Source organism: Parageobacillus thermoglucosidasius (assembly GCF_001295365.1).
In the GTDB taxonomy this organism is placed as follows: Bacteria; Bacillota; Bacilli; order Bacillales; family Anoxybacillaceae; genus Parageobacillus; species Parageobacillus thermoglucosidasius.
Map to the genome: position 1 here is coordinate 475,308 of NZ_CP012712.1, position 17,579 is coordinate 492,886.

Sequence of the window (17,579 nt, forward strand, 5' to 3'; positions counted from 1 at the left end):
GATTATTCTTCGATTTCTTGCACTTTCACAAGATGAGCGACTTTGTTAATCATGCCGCGGATAGCAGGATTATCATGATGAACAACGGTTTGGTGCAACTTGCGCAAACCTAGCGTTTTCACCGTAATCCGTTGGTCTTGCGGACGGCCAATGACGCTGCGAGTGAGGGTAATCGCCAATTTTTTTGCCATTGTATTTCCCCCCTTATCCTAACAGTTCCTCAACTGTTTTACCGCGCAATCTCGCTACATCTTCTGCACGTTTTAATTGTTTCAGCCCGTCAACCGTAGCTCTCACCATGTTAATTGGCGTGTTCGAACCAATCGATTTGGAAAGGATGTCGCTGATGCCTGCCAATTCCAATACAGCGCGCGCCGGACCACCAGCAATAACCCCTGTACCTTCGGATGCAGGTTTTAAAATGATTTTTCCTGCGCCAAAATGGCCGATCACTTCGTGAGGAATCGTTGTGCCGACAATCGGCACTTCAATTAAATTTTTCTTCGCATCTTCAATCGCTTTGCGAATTGCATCTGGAACTTCTTGTGCTTTTCCTGTTCCAAAACCGACATGACCATTTTTATCGCCGACAACGACTAATGCAGAGAAGCGTAAACGACGTCCACCTTTTACTACTTTCGCAACACGGTTAACAGATACCACGCGCTCTTCAAGCTCAAGTTTATTAGGATCGATACGACGCATCGTTGTCCCTCCTTTATAATTAGAATTCTAAACCAGCTTCACGAGCAGCATCGGCAAGCGCCTTTACACGACCATGATATAAATAGCCGCCGCGGTCGAACACGACTTTTTTAATGCCTTTTTCTAAAGCTCGTTTTGCCACTAGTTCACCGACTTTTTTCGCTGCTTCGATATTTCCAGTCGATGCTAAGTCAAATTCTTTATCTAATGTAGAAGCGCTGACAAGCGTTACTGCTTTCATATCATCAATAATTTGCGCATAAATGTGTTTGTTGGAACGGAACACATTTAAGCGTGGACGTTCAGCAGTTCCGAATATTTTTTTGCGAACGCGCGCATGTCTTCTTTTACGAACTGCGTTTCGGTCAACTTTTGTGATCATTCATGTCACTCCTTTCATCTCGCTAAGCTGCATTATTTACCAGTTTTACCTTCTTTAAGACGCACAACTTCACCTTCGTAGCGAATTCCTTTGCCTTTATATGGTTCAGGTGGACGTACGGCACGAATATTCGCTGCAAGTTCGCCAACGCGTTGTTTATCCGCACCTTTAACAATGATTTTTGTTTGCGAAGGAACTTCAATGTCTAATCCTTCTTCTGGTTCAATTTCTACTGGATGAGAAAAACCGACGTTCAGCACAAGCTTTTTCCCTTGTTTCGCTGCACGGTAACCGACACCGACTAATTCAAGCGCTTTTTCGTATCCTTTCGATACGCCTTCTACCATGTTAGCAAGCAAGCTGCGAGTCGTGCCATGAAGCGCCCGATGATGTTTTTCATCGCTTGGACGAGTAACTGTTATAACGTTATCTTCCACTTTGATTGTCATATCTGGATGAAAAGTACGAGTTAATTCGCCTTTCGGTCCTTTCACTGTAACGGTATTGCCGTTCACTGTTACCGTTACGCCGGACGGAATTTCGATTGGCTTTTTACCAACACGTGACATGCACGAACACCTCCATTCTTAACAAAATGAATTACCAAACATAAGCTAATACTTCGCCGCCAGTTCCTTTTTGACGCGCTTCTTTATCGGTTAAAATGCCTTGAGACGTAGAAAGGATCGCAATGCCTAAACCGTTCAATACACGAGGAACTTCGTGTGCTTTGACATAAACGCGCAAGCCTGGTTTGCTGATGCGTTTTAAGCCAGTGATTACACGTTCATTGTTTGGGCCGTATTTTAAGAAAATACGGAGAATGCCTTGTTTATTATCTTCGATGTATTCAACATCACGAATGAAACCTTCGCGTTTTAAAATTTCCGCAATTTCCCGTTTAATTTTCGAAGCAGGCACTTCTAGCTTCTCATGACGCACCATGTTCGCATTGCGGATGCGAGTTAGCATATCTGCAATTGGATCTGTCATCACCATATGTTTTACCTCCTTCCCAACTCATGGGTTGATTACCAGCTTGCTTTTTTAATGCCTGGAAGTTGACCTTTATATGCTAATTCACGGAAACAAATACGGCAAAGTTTAAATTTGCGATAAACCGAATGCGGACGACCGCAGCGTTCGCAACGGGTGTACGCTCTTACTTTAAACTTTGGCGTACGTTTTTGTTTCGCGATCATCGATTTTTTAGCCACGATTTCGCCTCCCTTGTTTTACAGATGGGATTCATTATTTTTGGAATGGCATGCCGAGCAATGCCAATAGTTCACGGGCTTCTTCGTCCGTTTCCGCCGTAGTAACAATCACGATATCCATTCCGCGGACTTTGTTGACTTTATCGTAATCAATTTCAGGGAAAATTAATTGTTCTTTAATGCCTAATGTATAGTTGCCGCGACCATCAAACGATTTTTTCGATACGCCGCGGAAATCGCGAACGCGTGGAAGCGATACAGAAATCAATTTATCTAAAAACTCATACATGCGCTCACCGCGCAACGTTACTTTCGCACCGATTGGCATTCCAGCACGAAGGCGGAAACCAGCAATTGATTTTTTCGCACGAGTCACAACCGGTTTTTGACCAGCGATCAATGTTAATTCTTCCACTGCGCTGTCAAGCGCTTTTGGATTTTGCACCGCATCACCAACACCCATGTTGATGACGATTTTTTCGATTTTTGGCACTTGCATTACAGATTTATAGTTAAACTTGCTCATTAAAGCAGGTGTCACTTCTTTTAAGTACTTCTCTTTCAGGCGGTTCATAAGAGTACCTCCTTTCTGACATCACGATGATTAATCTAAAATCTCACCAGATCTTTTTGCGTAACGCACTTTTTTACCATCTACAATCTTGTAACCAATGCGAGTCGGAAGCCCCGTTTTTGGATCTAAAGGCATTACTTTTGATACGTGAATTGGTGCTTCTTTTGTGATAATGCCGCCTTGCGGGTTTGCTTGAGATGGTTTCGCGTGTTTTTTAACGATATTGACACCTTCGACAATTACACGGTTTTTCTTAGGAAACGCAGCAAGGATTACGCCTTGTTTTCCTTTGTCTTTACCGGAGATTACTTGGACTTTATCACCTTTTTTAACATGCATCGCAGTTCGCACCTCCTTGAAAGGCTTTTCCCTTCCGTTAAATTACTTCTGGAGCTAAAGAAATGATTTTCATAAAATCTTTGTCGCGCAATTCGCGTGCAACCGGTCCAAAAATACGTGTGCCGCGCGGGCTTTTATCGTCACGAATAATGACGCAAGCATTTTCGTCAAAACGGATATAAGAACCATCAGAACGGCGAACGCCACGTTTTGTACGGACAACGACTGCTTTCACCACTTGACCTTTTTTAACAACGCCACCTGGTGTCGCTTCCTTAACTGTCGCAACAACCACGTCGCCAATGTTTGCGTAGCGGCGTCCAGAACCACCTAACACTTTAATGACAAGCACTTCGCGTGCTCCTGAATTGTCAGCCACTTTTAAACGAGATTCTTGTTGAATCATTGACGAAACCTCCTTTCGGAATTATATCACGGTCCGAACGTATATAGATTAAACGATAACTGCTTTTTCAACGATTTCGACTAAACGGAAACGTTTCGTTGCCGAAAGCGGACGAGTTTCCATAATTTTAACGATATCGCCGACTTTCGCAATGTTATTTTCGTCATGCGCTTTATATTTTTTTGAATATTTCACGCGTTTGCCGTAAAGCGGATGTTTTTTGTATGTTTCAACAAGAACGGTAATGGTTTTATCCATTTTATCGGATACAACGCGGCCTACATACACTTTGCGTTGATTGCGCTCACTCATGTCGCAAACCTCCTCTCAAACGGTTATTTTTTTGCGTTCGCAGCAATTTCTCTTTCGCGGATGATCGTTTTCATGCGCGCGATATCTTTACGCACTTGACGGATGCGTGCTGTGTTTTCCAATTGCCCTGTTGCGAGTTGGAAGCGAAGGTTGAATAATTCTTCTTTCAACGCTTTAATTTTTTGTTCGATTTCGGCAGTGGTAAGTTCACGAATTTCTTTAGCTTTCATTTGCTTCACCACCACTTTCTTCGCGTTTTACAAACTTACATTTGATCGGAAGTTTGTGAGAAGCAAGACGCAATGCTTCACGCGCTACTTCCTCTGAAACACCGCCAACTTCAAACATCACTTTGCCTGGTTTAACAACCGCTACCCAACCTTCAGGAGCACCTTTACCGGAACCCATCCGCACTTCCAATGGTTTTGCAGTGTATGGTTTCGAAGGGAAAATTTTAATCCAAACTTTACCGCCACGTTTCATATAACGAGTCATCGCACGACGGGCAGCCTCGATTTGGCGGTTGGTAATCCAAGCGGATTCTAACGCTTGCAATCCGTACTCACCGAAATGTACTTCCGTACCGCCTTTTGCGCGACCTTTCATGCGCCCGCGATGTTCACGACGATATTTTACGCGTTTTGGCATTAACATGATTATTTTCCTCCTTCCTCAGTTTTCTTTTTTTTCGGAAGGACCTCTCCACGATAAATCCATACTTTCACGCCGATTTTTCCATAGGTTGTATCCGCTTCTGCCGTTGCATAATCGATGTCTGCACGGAGCGTATGGAGTGGAACAGTTCCTTCGCTGTAATGTTCAGAGCGCGCGATATCAGCACCGCCGAGACGACCGGATACCATTGTTTTAATTCCTTTTGCCCCTGCGCGCATTGCCCGTTGAATCGCTTGTTTTTGCGCACGGCGGAAGGAAACGCGGTTTTCTAATTGGCGCGCAATGTTTTCCGCAACAAGTTTCGCATCTAAATCTGGTTTTTTGATTTCAACGATGTTAATGTGAACACGTTTGCCAGTTAATTGTGTCAACGCTTTGCGAAGCGCTTCTACTTCTGAACCGCCTTTTCCGATCACCATGCCTGGTTTTGCTGTATGGATCGTAATGTTGACGCGGTTTGCTGCACGTTCAATTTCAATGCGAGATACTGCGGCGTCTTGCAACCGTTTATTAATATACTCACGGATTTTGAGATCCTCATGTAAAAGGTCCGCATAATCTTTTTCAGCGTACCATCTAGAGTCCCAGTCACGAATAATGCCGATGCGGAGACCGATCGGATTTACCTTTTGACCCACTGATTATCCCTCCTTCTTTTCTGAAACAACGATGGTGATATGGCTTGTGCGTTTATTAATCGCGCTTGCACGTCCCATTGCGCGCGGGCGGAAACGTTTCAACGTTGGACCTTCATCCACATACGCTTTCGTAATAACTAAATTGTTCACATCCATATCATAATTATGTTCAGCGTTTGCCACCGCGGACTTCAGCACTTTTTCAATAATTGGGGAAGCCGCTTTTGGCGTATGGCGGAGAATAGCAAACGCCTCACCAACTTCTTTTCCTCGAATTAAGTCAATCACTAAACGTGCTTTACGAGGAGCAATACGGACTGTTCTTGCGACAGCTTTAGCTTCCATGTGTTGAACCTCCTCTCATTAACGTTTCGTTTTCTTATCGTCGCCAGCATGACCTCTGAACGTACGCGTTGGTGCGAACTCACCAAGTTTATGTCCTACCATATCTTCCGTAATATAAACCGGCACGTGTTTGCGTCCATCGTATACAGCGATCGTGTGACCAACAAATTGCGGGAAAATCGTCGAACGACGAGACCATGTTTTAATCACTTGTTTTTGACCTGTTTCATTTAATTTTTCGATTTTTTTCATTAAATGTTCGTCACAGAACGGACCTTTTTTTAAGCTGCGACCCATAAATGAACCTCCCTTCGTGATTGTTCTACGGTTCTTAAGAACCGTAGTTCAACCCCGTTATTTTTTACGACGACGTATAATGAATTTATCCGATTTGTTATTCTTTTTGCGTGTTTTAAAGCCAAGCGTCGGTTTACCCCAAGGAGTCATTGGTGACTTGCGTCCGATTGGCGCTTTACCTTCACCACCACCGTGCGGGTGATCAACAGGGTTCATAACAGAACCGCGAACGGTTGGACGAATGCCTAACCAACGAGCGCGACCTGCTTTACCGATATTCACAAGTTCGTGCTGCTCATTGCCAACTTCCCCAACTGTTGCCCGGCAAGCACCTAAAATCATGCGCACTTCGCCAGATGCAAGACGAACGATGACATATTTTCCTTCTTTCCCAAGCACTTGCGCAGATGTACCAGCAGCGCGAACTAATTGTCCGCCTTTTCCTGGTTTCAGCTCGATATTATGCACAAGCGTACCAACTGGGATATTTTCAAGCGGCAATGCGTTGCCAACTTTAATGTCTGCGTCTGGGCCAGACATGATTTCCATGCCTACTTTAAGGTTTTTCGGCGCAATAATATAACGTTTTTCACCATCTGCATAGTGAATTAACGCAATGTTTGCGGAACGGTTAGGATCATACTCGATTGTAGCAACGCGACCTGGAATTCCATCTTTATCGCGTTTAAAGTCGATGATGCGATATAGGCGTTTATGACCGCCGCCTTGATGGCGTACTGTAATTTTTCCTTGGTTATTGCGGCCAGCTTTTTTCTTTAACGGTGCAAGCAACGATTTTTCCGGCTTATCCGTTGTAATTTCGGAGAAGTCAAGAACTGTCATACCACGACGACCGTTGGAGGTCGGTTTGTATTTTTTGATTGCCATGTTGGTTTCCCTCCTTCACTTTTAAACTTATACTTCAAACAGTTCGATCTCTTTGCTGTCTGGCGTTAACGTTACGATCGCTTTACGGCGGCGGTTTGTATAACCGCTGTAACGGCCAACGCGTTTGAATTTTCCTTTATAGTTCATAATGTTGACTTTTGCTACTTTCACGCCAAAAATTTTCTCTACTGCGTCTTTCACTTCTGTTTTATTCGCATTAACGTCGACTTCAAATGTATATTTTTTTTGCGAAATTAAATTCATCGTGTTTTCCGTGATAATGGGGCGCTTAATAATGTCGCGAGGATCTTTCATTATGCAAGCACCTCCTCTACTTTCTCCACGGCCGCTTTCGTGATTACAAGCTTATCATGGTTCAACAGATCAAGAACGTTAATGCCGTTCGCCGTAACCACGGTAACGCCAGGAATATTGCGTGCAGATAATGCGACATTTTCGTTCGCAACATCGGTTACAATCAACGCTTTGCGATCAACAGAAAGATTATTTAAGATTTTCACCATTTCTTTCGTTTTTGGCGCTTCTAATGTTAAATTGTCTAAAACAACAATGTTGTTTTCAAGAACTTTAGAAGATAACGCTGACTTAATCGCTAAACGGCGAACCTTTTTCGGCAATTTATAGCTGTAGCTGCGCGGAACCGGGCCGAATACCGTACCACCGCCACGCCATTGTGGAGCGCGGATTGAACCTTGACGAGCGCGTCCTGTACCTTTTTGGCGCCATGGTTTGCGGCCGCCGCCACTTACTTCAGCGCGATTTTTTGTTTTATGCGTTCCTTGACGCAACGAAGCGCGTTGCATAATAACCGCTTCGAATAACACGTGTTTGTTTGGCTCAATACCAAAAACGGAATCGTTCAGCTCGATTTCTCCGATAGTTTCTCCGTTCTGGTTATACAATGCTACTTTTGGCATTGGATAGTTCCTCCTTTCCTAGCAAAATGTTATTTTGCTTTTGCTTTTACTGCGCTTTTAACGATCACTAAACCTTTTCTTGGACCTGGCACGTTTCCTTTAATAAGAAGCAGGTTGCGTTCAGGGTCCACTTTCACAATTTTTAAGTTTTGAATTGTGACACGTTGGCCACCCATGCGACCTGGCAATTCTTTTGATTTAAATACACGGTTAGGAGCAATCGCACCCATCGAACCAGGACGGCGATGATAACGAGAACCGTGCGCCATTGGCCCGCGCGATTGACCGTGACGTTTGATCGCGCCTTGGAACCCTTTTCCTTTTGAAATTCCAGTTACATCGACAATATCGCCTTCAGAAAAAATATCTACTTTGACTTCCTGACCAACTTCATACTCATCAATATTTGCGCCGCGAATTTCGCGGATGAAGCGCTTAGGTGCCGTATTCGCTTTAGCGGCATGGCCGATTTGCGGTTTATTGGCGCGTTTTTCGCTTAAATCTTCAAAGCCTAATTGAATCGCTTCGTAACCGTCTTTTTCAATTGTTTTCTTTTGCAATACAACGTTAGGAGTTGCTTCAATGACGGTTACAGGAATTAAATCGCCGTTTTCCGCGAATACTTGCGTCATACCAATTTTTCTCCCTAAGATTCCTTTGGTCATTCGTCACACCTCCTGCTAAATTAAAGTTTAATTTCAATATCGACACCAGACGGCAAGTCAAGACGCATTAACGAATCCACCGTTTGCGGAGTAGGATTCACGATATCGATCAAGCGTTTATGTGTACGCATTTCGAATTGTTCACGAGAGTCTTTATACTTGTGAACAGCGCGTAAAATCGTATAAACAGTTCTTTCCGTCGGCAATGGAATCGGACCAGATACTTTTGCGCCGGAACGTTTCGCTGTTTCTACGATTTTTTCCGCAGATTGATCAAGAATTCGATGATCATAAGCTTTTAAACGAATACGAATTTTTTCTTTTGCCATTGTTTTCCCTCCTTCTTCGCCTATTTTGAAAATAGACATTCTCCATGGAAATTTCCTGCACACTCGCCATGGCAAAGCAACCGGGTGTGTCAGCAACCTTCCACTTCATCGCAGTCAAAGACCAACATTTGATATTATACAGATATGTAAACAAGATTGCAAGCTATTTCTTCGTTTTTCTACGCACTTCTTAATTATACATAGGCAATTTTTCATTTTCAACTTGTCAAAAAATTGTACAAAAAAAAGCAGGTTTGCAAACGCAAACCTGCTTTCCGGGCTGTCACTGCCACCATTATTCAATGATTTCAGATACAGAGCCAGCACCTACAGTACGTCCGCCTTCACGGATCGAGAATTTTGTACCTTCTTCGATCGCGATTGGCGCGATTAATTCAACTGTCATTTCAACGTTGTCGCCAGGCATAACCATTTCAACGCCTTCAGGAAGCGTGATGATGCCTGTTACGTCCGTTGTACGGAAGTAGAATTGTGGACGATAGTTAGAGAAGAATGGAGTATGGCGTCCACCTTCTTCTTTTGTTAGGACGTAAACTTGAGCTTTAAATTTTGTATGTGGTGTAATTGTTCCTGGTTTTGCAAGAACTTGACCGCGCTCAACTTCATCACGGGACACACCGCGAAGAAGCGCACCGATGTTGTCACCAGCTTCTGCTTGGTCAAGAAGTTTGCGGAACATTTCAACGCCAGTAACCGTTGTAGATTTTGGTTCATCAGAAAGACCAACGATTTCAACAGCATCGCCAACTTTTAACGTACCGCGTTCAACACGGCCAGTTGCTACTGTACCGCGACCAGTGATCGAGAATACGTCTTCGATTGGCATCATGAATGGTTTGTCAATTTCGCGTTGCGGAGTTGGGATATATTCGTCAACCGCATTCATCAATTCAACAATTTTTTCTTCCCATTGCGGATCGCCTTCAAGCGCTTTTAACGCAGAACCTTTGATAACAGGCACTTCGTCGCCAGGGAAGTCATATTCAGATAATAGATCACGAACTTCCATTTCAACAAGTTCTAGCAATTCTTCGTCGTCAACCATGTCGCATTTGTTCAAGAATACAACGATGTATGGCACACCTACTTGGCGAGAAAGAAGAATGTGCTCACGAGTTTGTGGCATTGGACCGTCAGCCGCAGACACAACAAGGATTGCACCGTCCATTTGCGCTGCACCTGTGATCATGTTTTTCACGTAGTCTGCGTGGCCAGGGCAGTCAACGTGAGCATAGTGGCGTTTGTCTGTTTCATACTCAACGTGCGCAGTAGAGATAGTGATACCACGTTCACGTTCTTCTGGAGCTGCGTCGATTTGATCGTACGCTTTTGCTTCTGCTTTACCTTGTTTAGCGAGAACTGTTGTAATCGCAGCAGTTAACGTCGTTTTACCATGGTCAACGTGGCCGATAGTACCAATGTTGACGTGTGGTTTCGTACGTTCGAATTTCGCTTTAGCCATGAGAATATCCTCCTTAAAATTAGAATGTATATGATTTTATTTATAATAATATAGAATGCCTGGGAGCAAATAGTGAGCATATTTGCTCCCAAGTCTTACATAAGTAATTTATAGCGAAACTATGCACAAAAATCAATTATTCACCCTTATTTTTTTTGATGATTTCATCTGCAATGTTTTTCGGAACTTCTTCATAATGGTCAAATACCATTGTGAACGTTCCGCGACCTTGTGTGTTAGAACGGAGTGAAGTAGCGTATCCAAACATTTCTGCTAGCGGAACCATCGCGCGGACAACTTGCGCGTTGCCGCGGGCTTCCATACCTTCTACGCGTCCACGGCGAGAAGTGATGTCGCCCATAATATCGCCAAGATATTCTTCTGGAATAATTACTTCAACTTTCATGATTGGTTCAAGCAACACAGGGTCGCATTTTTCTGCCGCGTTTTTCAATGCTAAAGACGCAGCAATTTTAAATGCCATTTCGCTGGAGTCAACATCATGGTATGAACCATCAAATAGTTTCGCTTTAATGTCAACAACCGGATATCCGGCAAGAACGCCGTTTTGCATTGCTTCTTCAAGACCAGCTTGAACGGCTGGAACATATTCTTTCGGAACGACCCCACCGACAATCGCGTTTTCGAATTCGAAACCTTTTCCGCGTTCGTTTGGCGAGAACTCGATCCAAACGTGACCGTATTGACCGCGACCACCAGACTGGCGGATAAATTTCCCTTCGACTTGCGCCGATTTGCGGAATGTTTCGCGGTAAGCAACTTGCGGAGCACCGACGTTTGCTTCCACTTTAAATTCACGGCGCATACGGTCAACGATGATGTCAAGATGGAGCTCACCCATACCAGCAATGATCGTTTGCCCAGTTTCTGGGTCTGTCCAAGCGCGGAATGTTGGGTCTTCTTCTTGCAATTTTTGCAACGCTTGCCCCATTTTATCTTGGTCCGCTTTGGATTTTGGCTCGATGGCTACGTTAATTACTGGTTCTGGGAATTCCATGGATTCTAACACAACAAGATTCTTTTCATCACAAAGAGTATCGCCTGTTGTTGTATCTTTTAAACCTACAGCTGCCGCGATGTCACCAGCATATACTGTTGAAATTTCTTGCCGGTGGTTCGCATGCATTTGCAGGAGACGACCGATGCGTTCGCGTTTGCGTTTTGTCGAGTTCATGACATATGAACCAGAATCTAGCGTACCAGAGTATACACGGAAGAACGTTAACTTACCAACATAAGGGTCTGTCATAATTTTAAACGCTAACGCTGCAAATGGGGCATCATCGCTTGATTCACGAACAACTTCTTCTTCCGTATCTGGAACGATCCCTTTAATTGGAGGGATATCCACCGGAGAAGGCAAGTAGTCAACAACTCCGTCAAGCAATAATTGAACCCCTTTGTTTTTAAATGCAGAACCACAGAACACAGGGAAGAATTCTACGCTGATCGTCGCTCTGCGAATCGCTGCTTTTAATTCTTCTACTGTAATTTCTTCCCCTTCTAAATATTTCATCATAAGCTCTTCATCTAATTCAGCAACTGCTTCGATGAGTTTGTTATGATATTCTTCCGCCATGTCGCGGTACTCTTCAGGAATTTCGATGCGCTCAATATTTTTGCCAAGCTCATCGTGATAATGGTACGCGCACATTTCAACAAGATCAATAATGCCAGAGAATTGGTCTTCCGCGCCGATCGGCAATTGCACAGGGTGCGCGTTTGCTTGCAGGCGTTCATGAAGCGTATTCACAGAATATAGAAAATCCGCACCGATTTTATCCATTTTGTTGACGAACACGATGCGCGGAACGCCGTACGTAGTCGCTTGGCGCCATACCGTTTCTGTTTGCGGTTCTACACCAGATTGCGCATCAAGAACAGTAATCGCACCGTCAAGCACGCGGAGAGAACGTTCAACTTCCACAGTGAAGTCTACGTGCCCTGGCGTGTCGATGATGTTAATGCGATGCCCTTTCCATTGCGCTGTTGTCGCCGCAGATGTAATCGTAATTCCGCGCTCTTGTTCTTGTTCCATCCAGTCCATTGTTGCCGCGCCTTCATGCACTTCGCCAATTTTATGAACACGGCCTGTGTAGAACAAGATGCGCTCGGTTGTCGTTGTCTTACCGGCGTCAATATGCGCCATAATACCAATGTTTCGAGTTTTTTCTAAGGAGAACTCTCTTGCCATGGTGGTTATTTTCTCCTTCCTTCAAATAAGTATCATATGGTAGTCGCTATACAAACGATAATACAGGAATATAGGTGAATTGGCGGCAAATCCTTGACCGCCATCACCTATTTCCCGCTGCATATCGATATAGATCCGATGATTACCAGCGATAATGTGCAAACGCTTTGTTTGCTTCCGCCATTTTGTGTGTATCCTCGCGTTTTTTCACAGCTGCTCCAGTGTTATTGGCAGCATCCATAATTTCGTTTGCAAGACGCTCTTCCATCGTTTTTTCACCGCGGAGACGGGCGTATTGCACTAACCAGCGAAGGCCTAATGTCACGCGGCGATCTGGGCGAACCTCAACAGGAACTTGGTAGTTTGCACCACCAACGCGGCGTGCGCGAACTTCCAGGACAGGCATGACGTTTTTCAATGCTTGTTCAAACACTTCCATTGGATCTTTACCCGTACGTTCGCGAATAATATCAAATGCCGTATAAAGAATTTTTTGCGCTTTTCCTTTTTTGCCGTCAATCATAATTTTATTGATAAGACGAGTTACTAGTTTTGAGTTGTAAATCGGATCTGGTAGTACGTCTCGTTTTGGAACTGGACCTCTACGTGGCATAGTTTTTCCTCCTTTCGATAAAAAATCCTATCTCACATTATTTTTTCGATTCTTTTGGTTTTTTCGCGCCGTATTTCGAACGACCTTGCATGCGGTTCGCTACCCCTGCTGTATCAAGGGCACCACGAATGATGTGATAGCGTACCCCTGGCAAGTCTTTAACACGTCCGCCGCGAATCAGTACAACGCTGTGTTCTTGCAAGTTATGGCCGATTCCAGGAATATAAGCCGTTACTTCAATGCCGTTCGTTAAACGGACACGCGCATATTTACGAAGCGCAGAGTTTGGCTTTTTCGGCGTCATCGTGCCAACACGAGTACAAACACCGCGTTTTTGCGGAGAAGGAACGTTTGTTTGCACTTTTTTGAAGCTGTTGTACCCTTTATTTAACGCAGGAGATTTTGATTTTACCACTTTTTTCTCGCGACCTTTGCGGACTAATTGGTTGATTGTAGGCATGTTAAATTTCCTCCTTTCACATACGAACTCAAGCCCACATATCCAGGCGGTTCATTATTTATGCAAAACAAAGTTCTTGCAGTAAAAACTACAAAAACATGTTTAACGAATGATCGCTACAGCAGCTGCTCCTACTTGAATTTTGCATGCTTTTCCAAGCTTTTTCATGGAATCCACTTTCGTAACTGGAACGTTCGCGTCCTTTGCCGCTTCCATCACCTTTTCGATGATCGAGGAGTCAGCATCTTCCGCGACAATGACTTCGAGCGCTTTTCCTTCTTTCAGGGCTCTTATCGTTTGCTTTGTTCCTACAACAATTTTTCCAGCCTGTAATACTTTTTCATAAGACATGTAACATATCCTCCAAAGTACCAGGTTTTCGGAACACCCTTATTAGACTATCATTTTCATGAAACGTTGTCAACTTATTTTTAAAACAATTTGTTACCAGCAAAGGAAACTATCCTTTGCTGGTAACAACGGATTATTTCGAAGTAACCGCATCTTCATTTTCTTCTTTCTTCACTACCGGCTTCACTTTGCGGTAGCGAGCCATTCCCGTTCCTGCCGGAACAAGCTTGCCGATAATGACGTTTTCTTTTAAGCCAAGCAATTCATCTCGTTTTCCTTTGATCGCCGCATCTGTTAAAACGCGCGTTGTTTCTTGGAATGATGCAGCGGACAAGAAGGAATCTGTCTCAAGCGATGCTTTTGTAATACCGAGCAATACCGGACGAGCTGTCGCCGGACGTTTTCCTTCCAAAAGCGCTTTTTCGTTCACATCTGTAAATTGATGCACATCTAACAACGTGCCAGGCAAGACGTCTGTATCTCCCGCGTCAATGATGCGCACTTTGCGAAGCATTTGTCGGACCATTACTTCGATATGTTTGTCGCTAATTTCTACCCCTTGCATTCTGTATACTTTTTGCACTTCGCGCAATAAGTATTCTTGAACGGATGTGACATCCCTTACTTTTAATAATTGTTTCGGGTCAATCGATCCTTCTGTCAGTTCTTGCCCGCGCTCTACTTGCTGCCCTTCTTCTACTTTTAATCTTGCGTTGTAAGGGGCGATATAAGAGCGCGTTTCCACTTCGCCTTTTACGACGATTTCATATTGGCGATCGCGCGTTTCGCTAATCGATGTGACGATTCCGTCAATTTCTGAAATCACCGCTTGCCCTTTCGGATTGCGCGCTTCAAACAGCTCTTGAACGCGCGGCAAACCTTGGGTAATGTCGTCGCCAGCAACACCGCCTGTGTGGAATGTACGCATCGTCAGCTGTGTTCCCGGCTCGCCGATCGATTGCGCAGCAATGATGCCGACTGCTTCGCCGACTTCCACTTCCGCACCGGTTGCCAAGTTGCGGCCGTAACATTTTTTACATACACCGTGCCGCGTATTGCATGTAAAGGCAGAGCGGATCCATACTTCTTTAATGCCGGCTTTCACGATCGCGTTCGCAATGTCTTCGGTGATCATCTCATCTTTGCGAACGAGTATTTCACCCGTTTCTGGATGTCTCACCGTTTTTTGCGCGTAACGGCCGACAAGACGTTCTTCCAGTTTCACGATGACTTCCGTGCCATCCGTCAATGCTCTTGCAAGAATGCCGCGGTCCGTGCCGCAATCTTCTTCGCGAACAATCACATCTTGCGCCACGTCAACAAGACGTCTTGTGAGATAACCAGAGTCCGCTGTTTTCAACGCAGTATCAGCAAGCCCTTTGCGTGCCCCGTGTGTGGAAATAAAGTACTCCAATACGGTTAATCCTTCACGGAACGAAGATTTGATCGGCAACTCGATGATGCGTCCTGCCGGGTTCGCCATCAGACCGCGCATTCCGGCAAGCTGCGTAAAGTTCGACGCGTTACCGCGGGCTCCAGAATCGCTCATCATAAAGATCGGGTTGCGTTTATCCAACGATTTCATCAATCTGTCCTGAATTTTATCTTTCGCCGCGCTCCAAATCGAAATAACCCGTTCATAACGCTCTTCGTCGGTAATTAAACCGCGGCGGAATTGTTTTAAAACTGTATCTACTTTCGTCTGCGCTTCTTCAAGAATTTCTTGTTTTTCCGGCAGCACGACAATGTCGGCAACACCAATCGTAATGCCGGCTTTTGTTGAATATTGGAAACCTAAATCTTTCATGCGGTCCAGCATTTTCGATGTTTCCGTAATTTTGAACCGCTTAAATACTTCAGCGATAATTTGTCCAAGCACTTTTTTCTTAAATGGCGGAACGAGTTCGCGCTTGCGAATTTCTTCTTTGACATTCACGCCTTTATCAAGGAAATATTTGTCTGGTGTCCGCCCTTCGATATTTTCGGTTGTCGGCTCGTTAATATATGGGAACGAGTTTGGCAAAATTTCATTGAAAATGAGTTTTCCAACTGTTGTAATAAGCAGTTTGTTATTCTGTTCTTCTGTAAATGTTTCATTTTTCAATGAGCCAGCATGAACGGCAATCCGCGAGTGCAGATGGACATAACCGTTATGGTACGCGAGCAGCGCTTCATCCGTATCTTTAAATACCATTCCTTCACCGATCGCCCCTTCGCGTTCCATCGTTAAATAGTAGTTACCTAAAACCATGTCTTGCGAAGGAGTAACAACCGGTTTTCCGTCTTTCGGGTTCAAAATGTTTTGTGCAGCCAGCATGAGCAAGCGGGCTTCCGCCTGCGCTTCCGCGGATAATGGAACGTGCACCGCCATTTGGTCTCCGTCAAAGTCAGCGTTATATGCCGTACATACAAGCGGATGCAAACGGATGGCGCGTCCTTCGACAAGCGTTGGCTCGAACGCTTGAATACCCAAGCGGTGAAGCGTTGGCGCACGGTTGAGCAAGACAGGATGTTCTTTAATGACGTCCTCTAATACATCCCATACTTCCGGATGAACGCGTTCGATTTTCCGTTTTGCGCTTTTAATGTTATGGGCGAGCCCGCGTTCAACCAGCTCTTTCATCACAAATGGTTTAAAGAGCTCAAGCGCCATTTCTTTTGGCAAACCGCATTGATACATTTTCAAGTTCGGACCGACGACAATAACCGACCGCCCTGAATAATCCACACGTTTACCAAGCAAGTTCTGCCGGAAACGGCCTTGCTTTCCTTTTAACATATGGGACAGCGATTTAAGCGGACGGTTCCCAGGTCCCGTTACCGGACGGCCGCGGCGACCGTTGTCAATGAGCGCATCGACCGCCTCTTGGAGCATCCGTTTTTCGTTTTGCACAATAATGCTTGGCGCACCAAGATCCAGCAGCCGTTTTAACCGGTTATTCCGGTTAATAACGCGGCGATACAAGTCATTGAGGTCAGATGTCGCAAAACGTCCTCCATCTAATTGCACCATCGGCCGCAATTCAGGCGGGATGACTGGAAGCACGTCAAGCACCATCCAAGCAGGATCGTTTCCTGAATTACGGAACGCTTCTAACACTTCCAACCGTTTAATAATTCGGGCACGCCGCTGTCCTTGCGCCGTTTTTAATTCTTCCTTGAGTGTTGCCACTTCTTTTTCTAAATCAATATCTTGAAGAAGCTTTTTAATGGCTTCCGCACCCATGGAAGCTTGGAATGATTGCCCGTATTTTTCGCGATACGCGCGGTATTCTTTTTCCGAAAGCAATTGTTTTTTCTCAAGCGGTGTATCGCCTGGATCAGTCACAACATATGAAGCGAAATAAATGACCTCTTCTAACGCGCGCGGCGACATGTCCAAAACAAGCCCCATGCGGCTTGGAATCCCTTTGAAATACCAAATATGTGAAACAGGAGCTGCTAGTTCAATATGTCCCATCCGTTCGCGACGGACTTTCGAGCGAGTTACTTCGACACCGCAACGATCACAGACAACACCTTTGTAACGTACGCGCTTATATTTTCCACAATGACATTCCCAATCTTTTGTCGGACCGAAAATACGTTCACAAAACAACCCGTCTTTTTCCGGTTTCAATGTGCGATAGTTAATCGTTTCCGGTTTTTTTACTTCACCATATGACCAAGAACGAATTTTTTCCGGCGAAGCGAGTCCGATTTTCATGTATTCAAATTTATTAACATCTAGCAAGGGGTATACCTCCC

The 17,579-nt window shown here is 44.6% G+C and carries 26 protein-coding genes; all 26 read right to left on the reverse strand.

Features of this window, described 5'->3' with window-relative positions; all coding sequences use genetic code 11:
• Window positions 1-2 precede the first annotated feature (2 nt).
• The 26 genes from rpmD to rpoC all read right to left on the reverse strand — a co-directional run bounded on the left by rpmD (window position 3) and on the right by rpoC (window position 17,565).
• On the reverse strand, window positions 3-191 hold the full coding sequence (gene rpmD, locus AOT13_RS02325; protein WP_003247608.1) for a 50S ribosomal protein L30: 189 nt from the start codon (window positions 189-191) through the stop codon (window positions 3-5).
• 13 nt (window positions 192-204) lie between these two features.
• Complete coding sequence (gene rpsE / locus AOT13_RS02330) at window positions 205-705, reverse strand: 30S ribosomal protein S5 (RefSeq protein WP_003247606.1); 501 nt, start codon at window positions 703-705, stop codon at window positions 205-207.
• 19 nt (window positions 706-724) lie between these two features.
• Window positions 725-1,087: a 50S ribosomal protein L18 gene (gene rplR / locus AOT13_RS02335; protein WP_003247604.1), complete on the reverse strand. Its 363-nt coding sequence runs from the start codon at window positions 1,085-1,087 to the stop codon at window positions 725-727.
• Window positions 1,088-1,119: 32 nt separating this feature from the next.
• The gene (rplF, locus tag AOT13_RS02340; protein ID WP_003247603.1) at window positions 1,120-1,656 is read right to left on the reverse strand and encodes a 50S ribosomal protein L6; all 537 of its coding nucleotides are present in this window, start codon (window positions 1,654-1,656) and stop codon (window positions 1,120-1,122) included.
• Between the two features lie 31 nt (window positions 1,657-1,687).
• A complete protein-coding gene (gene rpsH / locus AOT13_RS02345) occupies window positions 1,688-2,086 on the reverse strand; it encodes a 30S ribosomal protein S8 (protein WP_003247601.1) in 399 nt (132 codons plus the stop codon).
• A 32-nt stretch (window positions 2,087-2,118) separates the two neighbouring features.
• Complete coding sequence (locus AOT13_RS02350) at window positions 2,119-2,304, reverse strand: type Z 30S ribosomal protein S14 (RefSeq protein ID WP_003247599.1); 186 nt, start codon at window positions 2,302-2,304, stop codon at window positions 2,119-2,121.
• A gap of 34 nt (window positions 2,305-2,338) precedes the next feature.
• On the reverse strand, window positions 2,339-2,878 hold the full coding sequence (gene rplE, locus AOT13_RS02355; protein ID WP_003247587.1) for a 50S ribosomal protein L5: 540 nt from the start codon (window positions 2,876-2,878) through the stop codon (window positions 2,339-2,341).
• Between the two features lie 30 nt (window positions 2,879-2,908).
• Complete coding sequence (rplX, locus tag AOT13_RS02360) at window positions 2,909-3,217, reverse strand: 50S ribosomal protein L24 (RefSeq protein WP_003247585.1); 309 nt, start codon at window positions 3,215-3,217, stop codon at window positions 2,909-2,911.
• A 37-nt stretch (window positions 3,218-3,254) separates the two neighbouring features.
• A complete protein-coding gene (gene rplN, locus AOT13_RS02365; protein ID WP_003247583.1) occupies window positions 3,255-3,623 on the reverse strand; it encodes a 50S ribosomal protein L14 in 369 nt (122 codons plus the stop codon).
• 48 nt (window positions 3,624-3,671) lie between these two features.
• Window positions 3,672-3,935, reverse strand: coding sequence for a 30S ribosomal protein S17 (gene rpsQ / locus AOT13_RS02370; protein ID WP_003247581.1), 264 nt, complete (start codon window positions 3,933-3,935; stop codon window positions 3,672-3,674).
• Window positions 3,936-3,958: 23 nt separating this feature from the next.
• Window positions 3,959-4,165, reverse strand: coding sequence for a 50S ribosomal protein L29 (gene rpmC / locus AOT13_RS02375; RefSeq protein WP_003247579.1), 207 nt, complete (start codon window positions 4,163-4,165; stop codon window positions 3,959-3,961).
• Window positions 4,155-4,589, reverse strand: coding sequence for a 50S ribosomal protein L16 (rplP, locus tag AOT13_RS02380; RefSeq protein ID WP_003247576.1), 435 nt, complete (start codon window positions 4,587-4,589; stop codon window positions 4,155-4,157). Before rplP ends, rpmC begins: the two co-directional genes overlap by 11 nt.
• Window positions 4,590-4,591: 2 nt before the next feature.
• Entirely contained in the window at window positions 4,592-5,248 is a 657-nt protein-coding gene (rpsC, locus tag AOT13_RS02385) for a 30S ribosomal protein S3 (RefSeq protein ID WP_003247574.1), read from the reverse strand.
• Between the two features lie 3 nt (window positions 5,249-5,251).
• Window positions 5,252-5,593 carry a 50S ribosomal protein L22 gene (rplV, locus tag AOT13_RS02390; RefSeq protein ID WP_003247572.1) on the reverse strand — a complete coding sequence of 114 codons (342 nt, stop codon included), beginning with the start codon at window positions 5,591-5,593 and terminating at the stop codon, window positions 5,252-5,254.
• A gap of 18 nt (window positions 5,594-5,611) precedes the next feature.
• On the reverse strand, window positions 5,612-5,890 hold the full coding sequence (rpsS, locus tag AOT13_RS02395) for a 30S ribosomal protein S19 (RefSeq protein WP_003247570.1): 279 nt from the start codon (window positions 5,888-5,890) through the stop codon (window positions 5,612-5,614).
• A 57-nt stretch (window positions 5,891-5,947) separates the two neighbouring features.
• Window positions 5,948-6,778, reverse strand: coding sequence for a 50S ribosomal protein L2 (rplB, locus tag AOT13_RS02400; RefSeq protein WP_003247566.1), 831 nt, complete (start codon window positions 6,776-6,778; stop codon window positions 5,948-5,950).
• A gap of 27 nt (window positions 6,779-6,805) precedes the next feature.
• The gene (gene rplW, locus AOT13_RS02405; protein ID WP_003247564.1) at window positions 6,806-7,093 is read right to left on the reverse strand and encodes a 50S ribosomal protein L23; all 288 of its coding nucleotides are present in this window, start codon (window positions 7,091-7,093) and stop codon (window positions 6,806-6,808) included.
• Window positions 7,093-7,716 carry a 50S ribosomal protein L4 gene (gene rplD, locus AOT13_RS02410; protein ID WP_003247563.1) on the reverse strand — a complete coding sequence of 208 codons (624 nt, stop codon included), beginning with the start codon at window positions 7,714-7,716 and terminating at the stop codon, window positions 7,093-7,095. Before rplD ends, rplW begins: the two co-directional genes overlap by 1 nt.
• Window positions 7,717-7,745: 29 nt before the next feature.
• A complete protein-coding gene (rplC, locus tag AOT13_RS02415; protein WP_003247560.1) occupies window positions 7,746-8,381 on the reverse strand; it encodes a 50S ribosomal protein L3 in 636 nt (211 codons plus the stop codon).
• A 20-nt stretch (window positions 8,382-8,401) separates the two neighbouring features.
• Window positions 8,402-8,710: a 30S ribosomal protein S10 gene (gene rpsJ / locus AOT13_RS02420; RefSeq protein ID WP_003247558.1), complete on the reverse strand. Its 309-nt coding sequence runs from the start codon at window positions 8,708-8,710 to the stop codon at window positions 8,402-8,404.
• Between the two features lie 295 nt (window positions 8,711-9,005).
• A complete protein-coding gene (gene tuf, locus AOT13_RS02425; RefSeq protein WP_003247557.1) occupies window positions 9,006-10,193 on the reverse strand; it encodes an elongation factor Tu in 1,188 nt (395 codons plus the stop codon).
• A gap of 136 nt (window positions 10,194-10,329) precedes the next feature.
• Window positions 10,330-12,408, reverse strand: a complete 2,079-nt coding sequence (gene fusA, locus AOT13_RS02430) for an elongation factor G (protein ID WP_003247555.1) — start codon at window positions 12,406-12,408, stop codon at window positions 10,330-10,332.
• A gap of 142 nt (window positions 12,409-12,550) precedes the next feature.
• Window positions 12,551-13,021, reverse strand: coding sequence for a 30S ribosomal protein S7 (rpsG, locus tag AOT13_RS02435; protein ID WP_003247553.1), 471 nt, complete (start codon window positions 13,019-13,021; stop codon window positions 12,551-12,553).
• 37 nt (window positions 13,022-13,058) lie between these two features.
• The gene (gene rpsL / locus AOT13_RS02440; RefSeq protein WP_003247551.1) at window positions 13,059-13,481 is read right to left on the reverse strand and encodes a 30S ribosomal protein S12; all 423 of its coding nucleotides are present in this window, start codon (window positions 13,479-13,481) and stop codon (window positions 13,059-13,061) included.
• Window positions 13,482-13,583: 102 nt separating this feature from the next.
• The gene (locus tag AOT13_RS02445; protein ID WP_003247548.1) at window positions 13,584-13,832 is read right to left on the reverse strand and encodes a 50S ribosomal protein L7ae-like protein; all 249 of its coding nucleotides are present in this window, start codon (window positions 13,830-13,832) and stop codon (window positions 13,584-13,586) included.
• A 133-nt stretch (window positions 13,833-13,965) separates the two neighbouring features.
• Window positions 13,966-17,565, reverse strand: a complete 3,600-nt coding sequence (rpoC, locus tag AOT13_RS02450; RefSeq protein WP_013399827.1) for a DNA-directed RNA polymerase subunit beta' — start codon at window positions 17,563-17,565, stop codon at window positions 13,966-13,968.
• Window positions 17,566-17,579: the final 14 nt, after the last annotated feature.